The organism is Staphylococcus sp. GW823-FHT05F06, assembly GCF_058795495.1.
The window spans coordinates 1-18,033 of record NZ_JBXAHW010000010.1 but is presented as its reverse complement, the minus strand read 5'-3'; the positions used below and the strand labels follow the sequence as shown (position 1 = coordinate 18,033).

At 30.8% G+C, this 18,033-nt stretch carries 16 protein-coding genes; 14 read left to right on the top strand and 2 right to left on the bottom strand.

What is annotated here, in order from left to right; all coding sequences use genetic code 11:
* Window positions 1-49 precede the first annotated feature (49 nt).
* The 7 genes from AC1Q7N_RS07640 to AC1Q7N_RS07610 all read left to right on the top strand — a co-directional run bounded on the left by AC1Q7N_RS07640 (window position 50) and on the right by AC1Q7N_RS07610 (window position 8,915).
* Entirely contained in the window at window positions 50-1,231 is a 1,182-nt protein-coding gene (locus tag AC1Q7N_RS07640) for an MFS transporter (protein ID WP_002495570.1), read from the top strand.
* Window positions 1,221-2,978 (top strand): IucA/IucC family protein, encoded by a 1,758-nt coding sequence (locus AC1Q7N_RS07635; protein WP_021298826.1) that lies wholly within the window; start codon window positions 1,221-1,223, stop codon window positions 2,976-2,978. Before AC1Q7N_RS07640 ends, AC1Q7N_RS07635 begins: the two co-directional genes overlap by 11 nt.
* Window positions 2,979-2,981: 3 nt before the next feature.
* Window positions 2,982-4,043 carry an alanine/ornithine racemase family PLP-dependent enzyme gene (locus tag AC1Q7N_RS07630; protein WP_001829764.1) on the top strand — a complete coding sequence of 354 codons (1,062 nt, stop codon included), beginning with the start codon at window positions 2,982-2,984 and terminating at the stop codon, window positions 4,041-4,043.
* A gap of 201 nt (window positions 4,044-4,244) precedes the next feature.
* Entirely contained in the window at window positions 4,245-5,240 is a 996-nt protein-coding gene (locus AC1Q7N_RS07625; protein WP_001832728.1) for an ABC transporter substrate-binding protein, read from the top strand.
* A gap of 11 nt (window positions 5,241-5,251) precedes the next feature.
* Window positions 5,252-6,283, top strand: a complete 1,032-nt coding sequence (locus AC1Q7N_RS07620) for a FecCD family ABC transporter permease (RefSeq protein WP_001832732.1) — start codon at window positions 5,252-5,254, stop codon at window positions 6,281-6,283.
* The gene (locus AC1Q7N_RS07615; protein ID WP_001829779.1) at window positions 6,280-7,245 is read left to right on the top strand and encodes a FecCD family ABC transporter permease; all 966 of its coding nucleotides are present in this window, start codon (window positions 6,280-6,282) and stop codon (window positions 7,243-7,245) included. Before AC1Q7N_RS07620 ends, AC1Q7N_RS07615 begins: the two co-directional genes overlap by 4 nt.
* Window positions 7,246-7,541: 296 nt before the next feature.
* Window positions 7,542-8,915 carry a YjiH family protein gene (locus AC1Q7N_RS07610; protein WP_002484860.1) on the top strand — a complete coding sequence of 458 codons (1,374 nt, stop codon included), beginning with the start codon at window positions 7,542-7,544 and terminating at the stop codon, window positions 8,913-8,915.
* A gap of 178 nt (window positions 8,916-9,093) precedes the next feature.
* Here the strand turns inward: AC1Q7N_RS07610 and AC1Q7N_RS07605 are convergent, their stop codons facing one another.
* Window positions 9,094-9,408, bottom strand: a complete 315-nt coding sequence (locus AC1Q7N_RS07605) for a heme oxygenase (protein ID WP_001829739.1) — start codon at window positions 9,406-9,408, stop codon at window positions 9,094-9,096.
* Between the two features lie 152 nt (window positions 9,409-9,560).
* The gene (locus AC1Q7N_RS07600) at window positions 9,561-9,821 is read right to left on the bottom strand and encodes a SunI/YnzG family protein (protein ID WP_001829752.1); all 261 of its coding nucleotides are present in this window, start codon (window positions 9,819-9,821) and stop codon (window positions 9,561-9,563) included.
* Window positions 9,822-9,997: 176 nt separating this feature from the next.
* Between AC1Q7N_RS07600 and AC1Q7N_RS07595 the strand changes: the two genes are divergently transcribed.
* The 7 genes from AC1Q7N_RS07595 to AC1Q7N_RS07565 all read left to right on the top strand — a co-directional run bounded on the left by AC1Q7N_RS07595 (window position 9,998) and on the right by AC1Q7N_RS07565 (window position 17,610).
* Entirely contained in the window at window positions 9,998-10,507 is a 510-nt protein-coding gene (locus AC1Q7N_RS07595; RefSeq protein WP_001829793.1) for a metal-dependent hydrolase, read from the top strand.
* Between the two features lie 54 nt (window positions 10,508-10,561).
* Window positions 10,562-11,749, top strand: coding sequence for a UTP--glucose-1-phosphate uridylyltransferase (locus AC1Q7N_RS07590; RefSeq protein WP_001829743.1), 1,188 nt, complete (start codon window positions 10,562-10,564; stop codon window positions 11,747-11,749).
* 18 nt (window positions 11,750-11,767) lie between these two features.
* Window positions 11,768-12,451 (top strand): PAQR family membrane homeostasis protein TrhA, encoded by a 684-nt coding sequence (trhA, locus tag AC1Q7N_RS07585; RefSeq protein ID WP_001829724.1) that lies wholly within the window; start codon window positions 11,768-11,770, stop codon window positions 12,449-12,451.
* A 238-nt stretch (window positions 12,452-12,689) separates the two neighbouring features.
* Window positions 12,690-14,027 (top strand): multidrug efflux MFS transporter SdrM, encoded by a 1,338-nt coding sequence (gene sdrM / locus AC1Q7N_RS07580; protein WP_021298837.1) that lies wholly within the window; start codon window positions 12,690-12,692, stop codon window positions 14,025-14,027.
* Window positions 14,028-14,217: 190 nt separating this feature from the next.
* Window positions 14,218-14,685 carry a SepA family multidrug efflux transporter gene (locus tag AC1Q7N_RS07575; protein ID WP_001829729.1) on the top strand — a complete coding sequence of 156 codons (468 nt, stop codon included), beginning with the start codon at window positions 14,218-14,220 and terminating at the stop codon, window positions 14,683-14,685.
* Between the two features lie 269 nt (window positions 14,686-14,954).
* Window positions 14,955-16,394, top strand: a complete 1,440-nt coding sequence (locus AC1Q7N_RS07570) for an MDR family MFS transporter (RefSeq protein ID WP_002486258.1) — start codon at window positions 14,955-14,957, stop codon at window positions 16,392-16,394.
* 148 nt (window positions 16,395-16,542) lie between these two features.
* Entirely contained in the window at window positions 16,543-17,610 is a 1,068-nt protein-coding gene (locus tag AC1Q7N_RS07565) for a P-loop NTPase (RefSeq protein ID WP_001829773.1), read from the top strand.
* The last annotated feature ends 423 nt before the right edge of the window (window positions 17,611-18,033 follow it).

Below are 18,033 nucleotides of genomic sequence, written 5' to 3'. Positions count from 1 at the left end.
ATTAATGATAATGATAATTATTATCAATGAAAAAGACAGGTGGAATTTGATGGCAAAATATTTCTTTTCCAGTTCTTTTCTGTTATTTTTAGGAAATTGGATTGGTCAAGTGGGTTTAAATTGGTTCGTACTCACAACATATCATAATGCTGTATATTTGGGTTTAGTTAATTTCTGTCGTCTTATACCTATTTTACTATTAAGTGTTTGGGCAGGATCCATAGCTGATAAATATGACAAAGGGCTTCTGTTACGCATCACTATTACTTCATCATTCATAATTACAGCATTATTGTGTTTACTTACTTATAGTCTTAAAAGTATACCGATTTTCATCATTCTTTTATATGCAACATTTAGGGGCATACTAAGTGCTGTAGAAACTCCAGTGAGACAAGCAGTTTTACCTGATTTATCTAGTAAAATTTCTACAACTCAAGCAGTTTCTTTTCATTCGTTCATTATTAATATATGCCGATCAATAGGACCAGCAATAGCAGGTGGATTAATAGCTGTATACCATACACCCACTACATTTTTAGCTCAAGCAGTGTGCTATTTTATCGCAGCAGTTTTATGTATACCTATTCATTTTGAAGTCATATTAAGTCAAAAAGAAGGAAAAGCACTACCACTTAAAGTTGTACTAAATTATTTTAAAAGTAATTTAGAAGGTAGTCAGATATTCATTACGTCTATAATTATTATGGCAACAGGCTTTTCTTACACTACAGTTTTACCAGTATTAACAAACCATATTTTTCCTGGTCAATCGCAAGTGTTTGGTATAGCTATGACTTTTTGTGCGATTGGAGGAATAGTTGCAACAATAGTCTTACCATCAATTTTAAAACACTTGAGTACAGTAAAAATGTATTATCTCAGTTCAATATTATTTGGTATAGCTTTACTAGGTATTATCATACATCATTTAGTAGTTATGTTTATCTGTATTACGTTAATAGGCTTGTTTAGTCAATGGGCTAGAACAACTAATAGAGTTTATTTTCAACATAGTGTAAAGGACTGTGATAGAGGGAAAGTATTAAGTATTATAATGATGGATCGAGGTATGATTCCGTTAGGTAGTTTAATAATGAGCTTTTTCGCGGATATGTTCGGTATTTTAACTACATTTACTATTATGGGAATTAGCACTATCAGTATTTCACTCATTTTTTATATCATACAACGTATTTCGAATATGGAGGAGAGCAATAATGAATCATAAGGAATGGCTTTTAGCTGACAAAAACATCCAATATCGAACGATTAACGCAATGATTAAGGAACATATTGTTTCTGAAGGTATGCGTATTAAAGAAGGTACGTGTAAAGTTGAATTTTTTCTCAATAATCACCTTTTATCGTTAAAAGTAGCGCGAAAAAGTGCCTTAAAAAGATACGTTTTTACTGGTGACATAGTATTAAAAAATAAAAAATTGTCTCAATCAATTGAAAGTTTAGAAGAACTTCTTCAAATACTAACGGAAATATTTCATATCAACATTTCAAAACGATTATACGATGAATTAATACATAGTAGGGATAGTTTGTATGAAACGTACAAACATTTTTATAATAGACAAACACTCATTCATCAGAGTATGAAATTTAGTAAATTACCCGATTCTATAAATTTTATTGCTTGGCTGCAACATTTACAAGATAGTGGTATTACAGATGATTTAAGTTACTCGGAAAGTCTTGTGATAGAAGGGCATCCAACACATCCTTTAACAAAAACTAAATTGCCTCTCAGTACTAATGAATTGAAACTTTATGCACCAGAATTTGAAAAAGTTATTCCATTAAATATTATGCTTATTGAAAAAAATCATGTAGTAACAACAGCAATAAATGATGATCAAAATTTTATTCTAAATCAAGTTATTCCTGAATATCGAGATCGTTTAAAATGCTACCTCGAGCCACTTCGATTAAATCTTAACGATTACAGAGTGATGTTGATACATCCTTGGCAGTATGATCATACTATCGGCGAACAATTTGAAGAATGGATAGCCAAGAAAATCTTACTACCTACACCATTTACTGTTGAGTCCAAAGCTACTTTATCATTTAGAACAATGGATTTAATTCATACACCATATCATGTGAAATTGCCAGTAAATGTTCAAGCTACAAGTGCTGTTAGAACAGTTTCATCAGTTACGACTGTAGATGGTCCTAAGTTAAGCCATGCATTACAAGGATTGCTTCAGGAATTTCCAGAACTTCAAGTCGCGATGGAACCTTATGGAGCTTATGCTCACACGGCATCTGATTTATCAAAACAATTAGCGCTTATCATACGTCAAAAACCTACGATATATGATTATGGTTGTACAGTTGTAACAGCTAGTTTAGTTAATCCTAATCCAATTGATAATCAGGCAGTTGTAGATAGTTATTTAAAATGGATAGAAAATGAAATCACACTTGATCATATTAAGCATTTTATAGCAATTTATACACAAACCTTAGTTACACCGCTTATTGCGTATATTCAAAATTATGGCATAGCACTTGAAGCACATATGCAAAATACGATTGTTAATCTTGGACCTAATTATAAAATGAAATTCATTGTACGTGATTTAGGTGGTTCTCGTATAGATTTAAATACACTTAAACAGAAAGTTCCTCAAATAGATGTTACAAATGAAAGTCTTATTGCAGATACTATTGAAGAGGTTATTGCTAAATTTCAACATGCAGTTATTCAAAATCAACTAGCAGAATTGATTCATCATTTTAATCAGTATGATGAAGTAATAGAAGAAGAATTATTTGAAATTGTGCGTGAAGAAATCGAAATGGCAATCGATAATGACAAGCCACATGCTGAAAAATTGAAAAAAATATTGTTTGGGTCAACTATCACAGTCAAAGCTTTATTAAGTATGAGAATGGAAAATAAAGTGAAAAAATATTTAAATACCAAGTTAGATAATCCAATAAAAAAAGAGGTGTAGTGCATGGCGAATGTTCGTGTCAATTTATCTAAAATTAAATATAATGCCAAAGTACTTCAATCGTTATTAGAACGTAGACATATCCATTTTACACCAGTAATTAAATGTGTCGCAGGGGATAAACGTATTGTATCAAGTATTAAGTCTTTAGGAATTACTCATTTTGCTGAATCAAGACTAGATAACATTGAACAACTCAAAGATTTAGATATTACATTTACATTGTTACGACCTACTGTTGAAGCAGATTTGGAAAAGATGATTTCAAGAGTAGAAATGAGTATCCAAACTGAATTAACCACAATCAAAAAACTTAATACGTTAGCAAAATCACTTGATATTAAACATCAAATCATGCTAATGGTTGACTGGAAAGATGGTAGAGAAGGGGTCTTGACCTATGATGTGGTGCGTTATGTTCAAGAAGTACTTAGATTATCTCACATACAACTTGTTGGCTTGGCATTTAATTTTATGTGCTTTAAATCAGAAGCACCCAATGAAAAAGATGTTCGTATGATAAACAAATTCATACATAATGTAGAAAACGAAACTCATTTTAAGTTTAGAATTATTTCAGGTGGAAATTCGAGTATGTTACCTCAAACACTGTACAATCATTTAGATAAAATCAATGATCTTCGTATAGGGGAGGCATTATTAAGGGGTATAGATACGACGACAAATCATTCAATTAATAGCTTATATCAAAATGCGATAGTATTAGAAGCAGAAATTATAGAGATAAAACCACGTCTATATCAAAAAAATAATCAATCTTATTTACAAGCTATAGTAGATATCGGTTATTTAGATACGTTTATTGAGGGGATAAAACCTCTTGGGAATGATATAAGAATATTAGGTGCATCAAGTGATCATTTGATGATTGATTTAAATAACCAAGATCATTATCAAATCGGTGATAAACTTCAATTTAGCTTGAATTATGAAGCACTGTCTCAGAGCATGTATATGAAAAATTTAACTAAGTTATATAGTAGTGATTCAAAAATAGAATCCCTTGTTCAGAACTTCGATATGCCTATATATTCCCAGTGCTAATAGTTCTTATTTACCTTTAACTCAACGCACCGTCTCAAATTAAATTTGATAGGTTTTACTTATTAAAAACCAGCATTTTTTGTAAACATCATTTGTTCAGAGTTGGATTAATTATGAAAATAATAAAATAAGTTATTGACATTGAGAATCGTTATCAATAAACTAATAATGTAAGCATATACATATTAAGGAGTGGAATCAGTGAGAGGTTTAAAAATTTTAAGTGTAATTGGCTTATTGTTTGTTTTAATTGCAACTGCAGCATGTGGAAATAATAGTTCAAGTAACTCAAGTAAAGAGTCATCAAAAGATGGAGTTGAAATCAAGCACGAAGAAGGTACTACGAAAGTACCTAAACACCCTAAACGTGTTGTTGTTCTTGAGTATTCATTTGTTGATGCGTTAGTTGCTTTAGATGTTAAACCTGTTGGGATAGCGGATGATAACAAAAAAAATCGTATTATTAAACCATTAAGAGATAAAATTGGAAAATACACTTCTGTAGGAACACGTAAGCAACCTAACTTAGAAGAAATCAGTAAACTTAAACCAGATTTAATTATTGCTGATAATAATAGACACAAAGGTATTTATAAAGACTTAAATAAAATTGCTCCTACGATTGAACTGAAAAGTTTCGATGGAGATTATAATGAAAATATTGATGCTTTTAAAACAATTTCAAAAGCTTTAGGTAAAGAAGAAGAAGGTAAAAAACGCTTAGAAGAACACGATAAGAAAATTGAAGAATATAAAAAAGAAATAACTATGGATAAAAATCAAAAGGTATTGCCTGCAGTAGCTGCTAAATCAGGTTTGCTTGCTCATCCAAGCAACTCTTATGTTGGTCAATTCCTAAGTCAACTAGGTTTTAAAGAAGCATTAAGTGATGATGTTACTAAAGGTTTAAGTAAGTATCTTAAAGGACCTTACTTACAAATGAACACTGAAACTTTATCTCAAGTGAATCCTGAGCGTATGTTCATAATGACAAACAAAGCAAGTTCTAACGAACCTTCACTAAAAGAACTAGAAAAAGATCCTGTATGGAAGAAATTAAATGCTGTAAAAAATCAACGTGTTGATATTTTAGACCGTGACTTATGGGCAAGATCACGTGGTTTAATTTCTTCAGAAGAAATGGCAAAAGAACTTGTTGAATTATCTAAGAAAGATAGTAAAAAAGATAATAAGTAAGGTGGAAAACAATGACTATGGTGAATAAAGATAGTCAATCCGCTATTGAACAAAAAAAGAAAAAGCGCACTACACTCACTTTTATTGTGGGTGTGTGCCTTCTTTTTATTTCAGTATATTTGAATTTAGCGATTGGTTCTTCAAAAATACAATTTAATGATATTTTAAGTTATGTAACTGGACACACGAATACAAAGGCAACTTTCTTAATACACAATGTACGTATGCCAAGAATGCTAGCTGGTTTAATTATTGGTGGCGCTTTAGCAATTGCAGGTTTATTGATGCAAGCAATTACCAAAAATCCTTTGGCTTCACCACAGATTTTTGGTGTGAATGCAGGTGCTTCCTTCGTTATTGTACTTATAACTGTACTTATACCATCGCTAGGCTCTTACTCTACAATTTTAGCGATAATTGGTGCCTTCTTAGGAGGTTTTACTGTTTATACATTGTCTGGCTCTACTAAGTCGATTACACCGATTAAATTAGCACTTGCAGGTATGGCTATTCATCTGTTCTTTAGTAGTATGACTCAAGGTATAATTATTCTAAATGAAGATTCTAATGATACAGTGATGTTCTGGTTAGTTGGTTCATTAGCCGGTATAAAATGGCAACAGATTATATTTATCTTACCATTTTTACTCCTTGCTATTTTTGTGACCATATTTATGGGAAGACAATTAACTATATTAGAGTTAGGTGATGATATTGCCAGAGGATTAGGACAAAGAACAGAAATCGTCAGAATGATTGTTGGAATATTGGTCGTTGTTCTTGCTGGTGTTTCTGTTTCTATTGCTGGGCCTATAGGATTTGTAGGTTTGATAGTTCCACACATAGTGAAAAGATATATAAATAAAAATTATGTATTGATGATACCTTTAACATTTATATTCGGCGCTACTTTATTACTTATTTCTGATGTATTGTGTCGCTTAATTACTTATCCATTCGAATCGCCAGTAGGTATTGTTACATCATTTGTTGGTGCTTTTTACTTCTTATTCATAACTGTTAGAGGGGTGAATCGCATATGATTAAACAAAACCTGAAGATGCGCTATACCATTGTCTTACTGTTATTAATTTTTAGTACAATCTTTAGTCTATGTATAGGATCAGTAATGATTAATCCTATTCATGCAGTTACAGGCTTCTTTTTACACAATGACTTTATTTTAAATGAATATCGAATTCCTAGAACACTTTTAGGATTACTTATAGGCAGTAGTTTAGCTATTTCTGGCTCGGTGATACAAGGGGTTATAAGAAATCCACTTGCTTCACCTGATGTTATTGGAATAACAAAAGGGGCAAGTTTAGCAGCAGTAATGATCATAATGATATTTCCATCAGCACCTCTATTTGTTCTTCCTTTAGGTTCATTTATCGGTGCTTTGACAATAAGTATTATTCTTTCAGTTCTTATTTCAAAATTTGATGTAAAGGGATCAAAATTAGCATTGATAGGTTTAGCGATAGGTGCAATTTGTACGGCCATTGTCCAATTCTTGCTTATACGTAATCCTCTTGATGCAAATAATGCGTTATTATGGTTGACTGGTAGTTTATACGGTCATAATATAGTCAATTTTTATAGTTTATTACCATGGTTTATTATCACTGTACCTATAGTATTGTTATTAGGGTATCAACTTGATATTTTAAATTTAGGTGATCATGTAGCCATTGCACTAGGAGCACGTGTAAAAATCTTAAAAATGATTTTACTTGTATTAGCAGTAATGTTAGCAGGTGCTTCCATTGCGGTAGTAGGGGGTATTAGTTTTTTAGGTCTTATAGCACCTCATATTGCACGTCAACTTGTCGGCCATAAAAATATACATGTTATAATCATGTCAGGTTTGGTAGGAGCAATATTATTAACTTTTGGTGATGGTTTAGCAAGAGGTATACAACCTCCTCTTGATATTCCTGTAGGTGTTGTAATAGCAATTATAGGCGCACCTTATTTCTTATTTTTATTACGTAAGATGTAGTAAATTTGATAGTTTCAATATCGTATTTTTTAGTTATAGAGCCTGATACATTACAAATTAATGTACAGGCTCTTATTGATGTCACAATATCATTTTGATGGCCCATTAAAAAATAAAAAAATAAATCATATACGAATAGAACTGCTTAAATGAAAAAGAGTTAAAATGGATTTGCTAAAAGTTAATAAATAGCGTATAGTGTTCTTTACGTAATTATTCAAAATAATGCATATATATAATGTGATATACTTTAAATTACATATGGATATAAAAAGATAGAAATGGATTGAATATATATGAATGGATTTAAAAAAGTTGACATAGTAAGAGGTAGAATTAAATTTATCACTATGTCATTGTTAGGGATTATATTATTTTTAGTTCCTATACCAGTCGTTCAAGATGGAAAGCAGCAAACGACACTTCCTATAGCTTTTTTAGCTGGTTTATTAAAAGATTGGCTTGGTGGTATTATGCCAATTTTAATTGTAACCATCATAACTGTATCAGGTATTTTAACAATATTATGCTCTACAATTTATAAAAATAAATTAAATCCTCAAGGTTTAATGAGCAGTGCTTTCAACGTTAAAATAGGATGGCTTGTTTTGAGAGTATTAGCTGTCTTCTTTTCTTGGTTAACATTTTTAAATATTGGACCTGAAATGATTAAATCTGAAGATACAGGTGGATTAGTATTTTCAAGTTTATTACCTACTCTTGTAGCAGTATTTTTATTTGCTGCAATCTTTTTACCTTTATTAATGGAGTATGGTCTATTAGAATTACTTGGACCCATCTTTAGACCTATCATGCGACCTTTGTTTACTTTACCTGGTAGATCGACAGTTGATAATCTAGCTTCATTTATAGGTGATGGTACAGTTGGTGTTTTAATTACTAGTAGACAATATGGTGAAGGATATTACTCTAGAAGAGAAGCAACAGTAATATCCACAACCTTTAGTGTTGTATCTATTACGTTCGCTATTGTCATTGCCGAAACAATTAGAATGCAAGATCAATTTTTCTATTTTTATTTAACAGTTGTCATTTCATGCTTAATTGCAGCAATGATTATGCCAAGAATTTGGCCACTTAAAAATATTCCTGACGAATATGCTAAAGAAGTAAGTGAAGAGGCTCGTAATGAACAGCTACCAGAAGGCAAAACAGCATTAAAATATGGTTTTGATTTAGCAACTGAAGTTGGAATTAAATCGCCAGGGTTTAAAGAATTTTTAATTTCAGGTTTTAAAACAGTTGTAGATATGTGGTTTGTAATTTTACCAGTTGTTATGAGTATAGGAACAATAGCTACCATTATTGCTAACTACACGCCTGTTTTTGAAATTATAGGAAAACCATTTGTTCCAGTACTAGAATTGTTACAAATTCCAGAAGCACATGAAGCATCACAAACAATTTTAATTGGGTTTGCCGATATGTTCTTACCTTCAATTCTTATTGAAGGGGTTCAAAATGATGTAACACGTTTTGTAATTGGAGCATTGAGTATCTCACAACTTGTGTATTTATCTGAAGTAGGCGGCGTGATTCTTGGTTCTAAAATTCCAGTTAGTATAAGTAAATTATTTATGATTTTTTTAATTCGTACTATCATTACGCTTCCAATAATTGCTTTATTAGCGCATTTATTTATCGGATAAAAGATATACTCATTTTTAATTTAGTGAGAGTGGGGGGAAGAAAATCATAACAACAGTAATATAAATTACTAATGGTTGAAATAAAAATTCTCATATATCAAACTTGTTCTAATTTTTATAATTATAAAAATTAGACAATAAATCATATACGTATTCTAGCCCACTCCCTTTAGATAATTTATCTTCTGTTCAAAGAAGATAAAACATTTGATTTAACAATTTCGCTTTTAATGACTGGTGAATCTTCGGATTTTCCAGTATTTTTATGTGCTTGTTTAAATACATCACTATTCACCCAATTTTTAAAATCTTCTTCAGTTTCCCACCAACTATTTACATACATATCTTCGCTATAATCATCTTTATCAATTTGCCAAACTTCAATACCTTCAAAGCCCTTTAAAGATTCAATAGGTCCTCCTTTAGTAAAATTAGGCGCCATTTGTTTTGCATATCCTTTTTTTACAGTGATTCTATTTGTAACAACGAACATTCTAATTACCTCCAAGTCTATTTTCTTCAATATAATATTTATCATTTAGCTTTGCAATTTTGTAAATATCACATTAAAAAACTGTCGACATTGTATTGAATTATGTCGACAGTCTAATTATAAAGTTATGTTGAAAAATATAAATCTGTAATTTATTTTGTTAACTCATTATATACTTTTTGATCATTTTGAGTGTAAATAATATATAAGTGTTGATCGGTATCAATTAATACGCGATTTGTTTTTCCGAAAGTAGAACCAATACGAGAGATTTCTTTACCATTCTCTTCTGGTACGGCATGAATATCTTGATCTTGAGTAACATTTTTAATTTCATTATTTGGAATTTTGATATCTGCTACTCTCCATTGAATACGAACTTCATTATCGTTTTTCTTAACTGTCATTGCCATTGAAAACACTTCCTTTAATTAATTTATAAACCTATCATAAATGATTGTGTAATCGTTTTCAAGTATTTATGTGATACTTTTTAAAATTATGTCATACTAATAAAATATAAGTACGAAAGTATGTTCGCATTATAGGATGAAATATGCTAAAATATTTTTATAAAGGAGAACAAAACATGACAGGTAAAACACACGCATCATGTGGCTTTTTAGTCGGTGCAATAACCACACAATATTTTCATACAGATATATTTACTTCTATATCAGTGATTGTACTTTCAGTCATTTCAAGTATATTGCCAGATATATGTCATACACAAAGTAAAATAGGAAGACGATTTAGGCTTACTAGTTTTTTTGTCAGAATTTTATTTGGTCATAGAACATTTACGCATTCACTTTTATTTATTATAGGAATTAGTTTTTTACTGTACTTCATACAAACTCCGATGTATTATATGGTTGCAATTGTTATTGGTATGTTTTCGCATGTTATACTTGATATATTAACCCCAAGAGGTGTTAAACTATTATATCCTTTACCATTTAATATCGTATCACCCATTCATTTTAAAACTGGGGGACTAGTAGATGTATCTCTAGCTACTGCATTAAGTGTTGGTGCGATATATACTTTATTTCAACCATATTTAAATACTATGATGCACTATTGGTTAATCAAATAAGATTATTATGAGAAAAATAACAATTAAAATTACGTATACATAAGGAGCGTTATCATGTTAGACAAAAATCAATTGGAAAAGTATAACCAAGAGCATTTGTATGAATATGAAAAATTAATGAGTAGTAATGAAAAGAATGCTTTAGATGAAAAAGTAGATCAGTTAAATCTTGCAGAAATTCAAGATTTATATCAAGATTTATATGTTAATAGAAAAACTATTGATGATGTATCTTCTGTATCTGAAGTCAAATATGAAGTGAAATCGCGACTCAATGAAGAAGAACGACATACATATGAACAAAAAGGTTATGAGGCAATACGAAATGGTGAATTTGCTGTATTATTGATGGCTGGAGGACAAGGTACGCGTTTAGGATATAAAGGGCCTAAAGGTTCTTTTGAAATAGAGGGTACGAGTTTATTTGAACTTCAGGCGCGTCAACTGATTCGTTTAAAAGAAGAAACCGGCCACACAATTAATTGGTATATTATGACAAGTGACATTAATCATAAAGATACAATAGAGTATTTTAAACAACATAAATATTTTAACTATGATGCCAATCATATTCATTTCTTTAAGCAAGATAACATTGTTGCTTTAAGTGAAGAAGGAAAGCTTGTTTTAAATAGAGATGGACATATAATGGAAACACCTAATGGTAATGGGGGTGTATTCAAGTCTCTTAAGAAAGCAGGATATCTTGATAAGATGCAACAAGATCACGTCAAATATATCTTCTTAAATAACATTGATAATGTCTTAGTTAAAGTTTTAGACCCGTTATTTGCCGGTTTTACAGTGACACAAAGTAAAGACATCACATCAAAAACAATTCAACCTAAAGATAGTGAAAGTGTAGGTCGGCTTGTAAATGTTGATTGTAAAGACACTGTGTTGGAGTATTCTGAATTAGATACAGACATAGCAAATCAATTTAACAATGCTAATATAGGTATCCATGCTTTTAAACTAGGTTTCATTACCAGTGCTGTTGATAGAGAATTACCGTATCATTTGGCAATCAAGCAATTAAAGCAATTAGATGAAAATTTTGGTGTGGTTGAACGACCTACATTAAAGTTTGAATTATTTTATTTTGATATATTTAGGTACGGTACAAGCTTTGTAACATTACAAGTTCCAAGAGAGGAAGAATTTTCACCTTTAAAAAATAAAGAAGGTAAGGATAGTGTACATACAGCTACAGAAGATTTAAAACGAATGGGTTTGATTTAACTAAAGGTGGTGGAATAGATGTCTCAATCATCTAAGCGAAAAAACGATTCTGTGGTAGAAACTTTTAAGGACATCATTCCTTTAACATTTGGAGAAGAGATTGGTAATGCAGCATCACATGGTGCTGCTGCATTACTTACATTATTTATTCTTCCATATGCAGCAGTGCATAGTTTTAACAATGGTGGCACATTAGAGTCAATTAGTGTGTCAGTTTATGTGATTAGTATTTTTATGATGTTCATATCATCAACCATTTATCATTCAATGCAAAATAATACGTCTCATAAATATATATTAAGGATTATTGACCATAGTATGATTTATGTGGCTATTTCAGGAACATACACACCTGTTTTGTTAAGTGTTGTCGGCGGTTGGTTAGGTTGGCTCGTGACAATATTATTATGGGGAACGACATTATGGGGGATTTTGTATAAATCAATAGCAACTAAAGTCAATCATAGATTAAGTCTCATTGTTTATTTGGTGATGGGATGGGTAGGTATCATATTTTTACCTATTATTATTATGCGAACATCATGGTGGTTTATTTTCTTTATATTTCTTGGTGGGTTATCTTATACTATCGGAGCATGGTTTTATGCCCAAAAAAATAAACCTTATTTTCATATGATTTGGCATATATTTATTGTTCTTGCTTCTTTCTTACATATGATAGGCATTTTTTATTTTATGTGATTGCAACATTCTGTCATTATAAGTTAGAGAGAAAAATAAGTATTATTTTTAGAAATATCATTATACTTCAAATAAACACATGATTGCGTTGAAATTTTAACTTTATAGACTTTATAAAGGGGTGAGATGTACTGATCTCACTCTTTTTTATTGAAAACAAAAGGTGTATGAGTATCATCATATTAAAAAGTCAATTTTACGTTTCAATAGCTAAATCCAATAAAAAGGGAGTTTTTTTATGAATCTTAAGTCTATCATTACTGTAATGGCACTCATACTAATAATGTTTATGGCAGCTATAGAAACATCTATTATTTCATTAGCATTACCAACAATAAAAAATAGTTTGAATGCCGGTAATCTAGTTTCATTAGTATTTACCGTATATTTTATTGCTTTAGTCATAGCTAACCCTATCGTTGGTGAACTTATGTCTAGATTTAAAATTATTTACATTGCTGTTGTAGGGGTATTATTGTTTGCCTTAGGTAGTTTAATGTCGGGATTAAGTCAGACGTTTACTTTTTTAATTATCTCTCGAACAGTACAAGGTTTTGGAGCAGGAGTTATGATGTCACTCTCACAAATAGTTCCTAAGTTGGCTTTTGAAATTCCTTTGAGATATAAAATTATGGGTATAGTTGGAAGTGTTTGGGGAATTTCGAGTATTATTGGCCCATTATTAGGTGGTGCGATTTTAGAGTTTGCTTCATGGCATTGGCTATTCTATATCAATATTCCTATTGCTATAGTGGCAATAATACTTGTACTTATGACTTTTCATTTTCCTGATGAGACACAAGTACAACAGAGTCGTTTTGATATAAAAGGATTGATTATCTTTTATATCTTTATAGCTTTATTAATGTTTGGTTTACTCAACCAACATCATATTATTTTTAACATATTCTCAATTATTTTAGCTTTAGCTGTTTTATGGCTACTATTTAAAATAGAAAATAGTATCGAACAACCATTTCTTCCAACAAAAGAATTTAACATATCAATAGTTCTAGTTTTTATAACTGATTTACTTATTGCGATAACACTGATGGGATATAATTTATATATACCAGTATATTTACAAGAAAAACTTAGTTTATCACCTTTACAAAGTGGATTTGTAATATTCCCGTTGTCTGTTGCTTGGATTACGCTTAATTTCAATTTAGGTAAAATAGAAGCGCATTTTACTAGAAAAACATTATATATTTGCTCATTTTTTGTTTTATTAGTTAGTAGTCTGATGATAATGTTTGGCTTAAAACTCCCATTGCTTATTGCTTTTGCGGTTGTTTTTGCAGGTTTAAGTTTTGGTTATATTTATACAAAAGATAGTGTTATTGTCCAAGAGGAAACTTCTCCAAAAAATATGAAAAAGATGATGTCATTTTATGCATTGACAAAAAATTTAGGTTCGTCAGTCGGATCTACGATTATGGGCTATATGTATGCACTAAATGTTGGTTTATTTGGTTCTAATTTACACAATGTGTTAGGATTAGTCTTAATAATTGCAGTATGTTTAATTGTAATATGGATGACATTATATAAAAGCAATACTATTCAATCTTAGAAAAAATGCAGAATGATTTTTTAATTATGAGCAAGTAGAAATGCATATACCATATCTACTTGCTTTTTTGTGAAAATAAAATGAAATAAGTTGAGATGAGAAGCAGAAATGTTGTATAACTTAAAATTTTATATGCTCTTATTTACATGATAATATATATGTATACGAAGTGTAGGGGAGGACAAAAGTGATGAAATTTTTAAAAAATAAATCATATCATTTATTAGTAACACTTATTGTTCTCACTATATTTGTTATTTCCGGAGCAATTTTTTTAACATTTTTAGGCTTTGGTTTGTACGGTTTGAGTCGCATCCTTATTTATTTACACTTAGGCGATTTTAGTTACAATAAAGGCTTTTATGATAATTTAATATACTACGGTAGTTATATCGTTTTAGGCTATTTTACTTTATTTTCAATTGAGCATTTAATGGATTATTTTAAAAAGAATCTTCCAAAAAATCCATACTTTCAAGGTATTAACTTTCATCTCATCTCCTATATTGTTACTACAATTATGTTTTATTTTATAGTTCACATACACTATGTACATGTTAATATACATTTTTGGGTAATTATGATTATTATAGGATTTTTATTTGTATGTAAAGAAGTTTTTTATCCTGAAAGTAAAAATTTGAATAATAAAAAGTAAGGCTTTTGTAAAAAAGAGAATTTAATATGGAATAATTGAACTTGACGATAGAAAATAATTTAATTATTTAATAGCAATGATTGATAATGCTATTAAAAATTGCAATTGTATCATGCTTTACCAAGCTGTTCAAAGTTTAAATAATTACACTATAATGGCATCCAAAATAATAAGAAATCTCTATATTATTCTGAGCATTAAGTTTGTATCGGTAATTAAAATTTGGTTGAATATGGAATTATCATTTGAATAAAAAGGAGTATATGTTTATGGCCAGTTATGAATTGTCTAAGACTAAGCGAAATTTAATTGTATCTGTAATGTTAATTAGCGCTTTCGTGGCCATTTTAAATCAAACATTACTTAATACAGCCTTGCCACACATTATGCGTGAGTTAAATATTAATGAGAATACATCGCAGTGGCTGATTACAGGTTTCATGTTAGTGAATGGTGTCATGATTCCACTCACCGCTTATTTAATGGATAAAGTAAAAACAAGACCGCTATATTTAGGTGCAATGGGATCATTTCTGATAGGGTCTATCGTTGCTGCTATTGCACCTAATTTTGGCGTGCTCATGATTGCACGGGTAATTCAAGCTGTCGGTGCAGGTATACTCATGCCATTAATGCAATTTACATTGTTTACATTGTTCTCCAAAGAACACCGTGGATTTGCAATGGGACTTGCAGGATTAGTTATACAATTTGCACCTGCAATTGGACCTACATTTACTGGTTTAATCATTGACAATGCAAGTTGGAGAGTGCCATTTATTGTTATTGTCGGTATAGCATTAGTTACATTTATATTTGGTTTTGTATCGATTTCAAGTTATAACACGACGAAAGAAACAAAACTGGATAAAAAATCCGTTATATACTCTACATTAGGTTTTGGCTTAATGCTTTATGCTTTCAGTAGTGCTGGTAACCTAGGTTTTTCTAACCCAATTGTTCTTTGTTCACTTTTAATAAGTTTAATCATCATTGGCATTTTTGTTAAACGACAAATTACAATTTCTAATCCATTATTAAATTTGAAAATATTTAATAACAAAATATTTTGTTTTTCTACAATTACTTCTATGATCATTATGTTATCTATGGTAGGACCTGCTTTACTTATTCCATTGTATGTTCAAAATGCTTTAGGATTATCTGCGTTGCTATCAGGATTAGTAATTATGCCTGGCGCGATTATCAATGGTATTATGTCTGTGTTTACAGGAAAGTTTTACGATAAATATGGGCCTAGACCGTTAATATTTACTGGGTTTATCTTATTGATTTCTTGTACATTTCTATTATGCTTTCTTAAAGTAGATACATCCTATACGTATTTGATAGTAATCTATGCGATTCGTATGTTTGCAGTGTCTTTACTAATGATGCCTATCAATACGACCGGGATAAATGCATTGAAAACTGAAGACATTTCCCACGGAACGGCAATTATGAACTTTGGTCGTGTTATGGCGGGATCTCTAGGAACTGCTCTAATGGTCACTTTTATGAGTATAGGTGCTCAATGGGTTGTATCATCAAGTGAACACGCTAGTAAAGAAATGATCCAGCGACAAAGTGTTGCTGTGGGAGTTGATGTATCGTTCGCCTTAGTCACTGTTTTTGTGATTATTGCTTTTGTTCTAGCGTTATTTATAAAGGAGCCTAATCATTTAACTCACAATAGTAGGAAAGTATAATAATTAGAGGTTAGTCTATTTTAAAAATGGGCTAACTTCTTTTTTTATATTAGGAAAAGTCTTATACTAAAAAATATAAATGATATATATAAACAGGCAACTATAGTTGCTATGTAGATAAATTAAAAATCAATAAGGGGGATTTACTTTGTTAACGGTAAATCAAGTTAAAGAAATTGTAGGGGCATTAAAGGATCCGATTATTGATGTGCCATTGAGAGAATCTGAAGGTATTGTTGATGTCTCTATTAAGGATAATATTAACCATGTGAGTGTTAAAGTGGCAATGGCGCAATTAGGGGGACAGCCACAATTAGATCTTCAAATGGCTATAGTCAAAGCCTTAAAAGAAAATGGTGCAAATACTGTGGGAATTCGTTTTGAAGAACTTCCTAGCGAAGTAGTCGAAAGATATATAGGAAAAGGTAGTGAAAAGCCCAAAACCATTGAAGAACTATTATCACAAAATAATCCAGTTGAATTCATTTCTATAGCTTCAGGTAAAGGTGGGGTTGGTAAATCGACAGTTGCTGTCAATCTAGCCGTAGCATTAGCAAGAGAAGGTAAGAAAGTAGGATTAGTAGACGCTGATATATACGGTTTTAGTGTGCCTGATATGATGGGAATAGATGAAAGACCAGGTATAGATGGTAAGGAGATTATACCTGTAGAGAGACATGGAGTAAAAGTTATTTCAATGGCATTTTTTGTTGAAGAAAATGCACCGGTTATTTGGAGAGGTCCAATGCTTGGTAAGATGCTTACGAATTTCTTTACAGAAGTACAGTGGGGAGAACTTGATTACTTACTTCTTGATTTACCACCTGGCACAGGAGATGTAGCTTTAGATGTACATTCAATGTTACCATCAAGTAAGGAAATTATAGTAACTACACCGCATCCAACCGCGGCGTTTGTAGCGGCACGAGCAGGTGCAATGGCTAAACATACAGAACATACAATTCTTGGTGTTATAGAAAATATGAGCTATTTTGAAAGTAAAGAAACAGGTAAAAAAGAGTATGTTTTCGGAAAAGGAGGAGGCAAAAAGCTTTCTGATGAACTTGAGACGCAATTATTTGCTGAACTTCCTTTAGAACAACCTACATGGAATCCCAATGACTTTTCGCCTTCGATATATCAATCGGATGATCGTTTAGGAGAATTGTATACTTTAATCGCAAGAAAAGTTATAGCAAGCACCCAAAAACAATAAAATCGAGAATATCTAAATTGGCGTTTAAATCGTGTGAAAAATATTTTCATACGATTTTTCTATTGCAAATTTTAAGAAATGTGTTAGAATGTTTTCTTGTGAGTGAATAAAAGAACTCATACGAATAAAAAATAATTCAATTTAATTGTTGACTTCAAAACATAAAATTGATATTATATAAAAGTCGCTGAAAAGCGGATGTAAAGCGATTGATAATTTTGTTGAGTTGGTGTAAAAATAACCCTTGCAAAGTTAACGAAAAGCTTTTAAAATTAATTAAGTAATATCAATTAGTTATTGACTTTTCTTAAAACAATATAGTACAATGAAAAAGATTGATTTTACTAAATGAACATTGAAAACTGAATGACAATATGTCAACGTTAATTCCAATAAACAGTAACGAAACGTTACAAACTATTT

Coding starts and splice junctions, on each gene's coding strand:
- AC1Q7N_RS07640 (WP_002495570.1), top strand. CDS start 50: ATGGCAAAATATTTCTTTTCCAGTTCTTTTCTGTTATTTTTAGGAAAT.
- AC1Q7N_RS07635 (WP_021298826.1), top strand. CDS start 1,221: ATGAATCATAAGGAATGGCTTTTAGCTGACAAAAACATCCAATATCGA.
- AC1Q7N_RS07630 (WP_001829764.1), top strand. CDS start 2,982: ATGGCGAATGTTCGTGTCAATTTATCTAAAATTAAATATAATGCCAAA.
- AC1Q7N_RS07620 (WP_001832732.1), top strand. CDS start 5,252: ATGACTATGGTGAATAAAGATAGTCAATCCGCTATTGAACAAAAAAAG.
- AC1Q7N_RS07615 (WP_001829779.1), top strand. CDS start 6,280: ATGATTAAACAAAACCTGAAGATGCGCTATACCATTGTCTTACTGTTA.
- AC1Q7N_RS07610 (WP_002484860.1), top strand. CDS start 7,542: ATGAATGGATTTAAAAAAGTTGACATAGTAAGAGGTAGAATTAAATTT.
- AC1Q7N_RS07605 (WP_001829739.1), bottom strand. CDS start 9,408: ATGTTCGTTGTTACAAATAGAATCACTGTAAAAAAAGGATATGCAAAA.
- AC1Q7N_RS07600 (WP_001829752.1), bottom strand. CDS start 9,821: ATGGCAATGACAGTTAAGAAAAACGATAATGAAGTTCGTATTCAATGG.
- AC1Q7N_RS07595 (WP_001829793.1), top strand. CDS start 9,998: ATGACAGGTAAAACACACGCATCATGTGGCTTTTTAGTCGGTGCAATA.
- AC1Q7N_RS07590 (WP_001829743.1), top strand. CDS start 10,562: ATGTTAGACAAAAATCAATTGGAAAAGTATAACCAAGAGCATTTGTAT.
- trhA (WP_001829724.1), top strand. CDS start 11,768: ATGTCTCAATCATCTAAGCGAAAAAACGATTCTGTGGTAGAAACTTTT.
- sdrM (WP_021298837.1), top strand. CDS start 12,690: ATGAATCTTAAGTCTATCATTACTGTAATGGCACTCATACTAATAATG.
- AC1Q7N_RS07575 (WP_001829729.1), top strand. CDS start 14,218: ATGAAATTTTTAAAAAATAAATCATATCATTTATTAGTAACACTTATT.
- AC1Q7N_RS07570 (WP_002486258.1), top strand. CDS start 14,955: ATGGCCAGTTATGAATTGTCTAAGACTAAGCGAAATTTAATTGTATCT.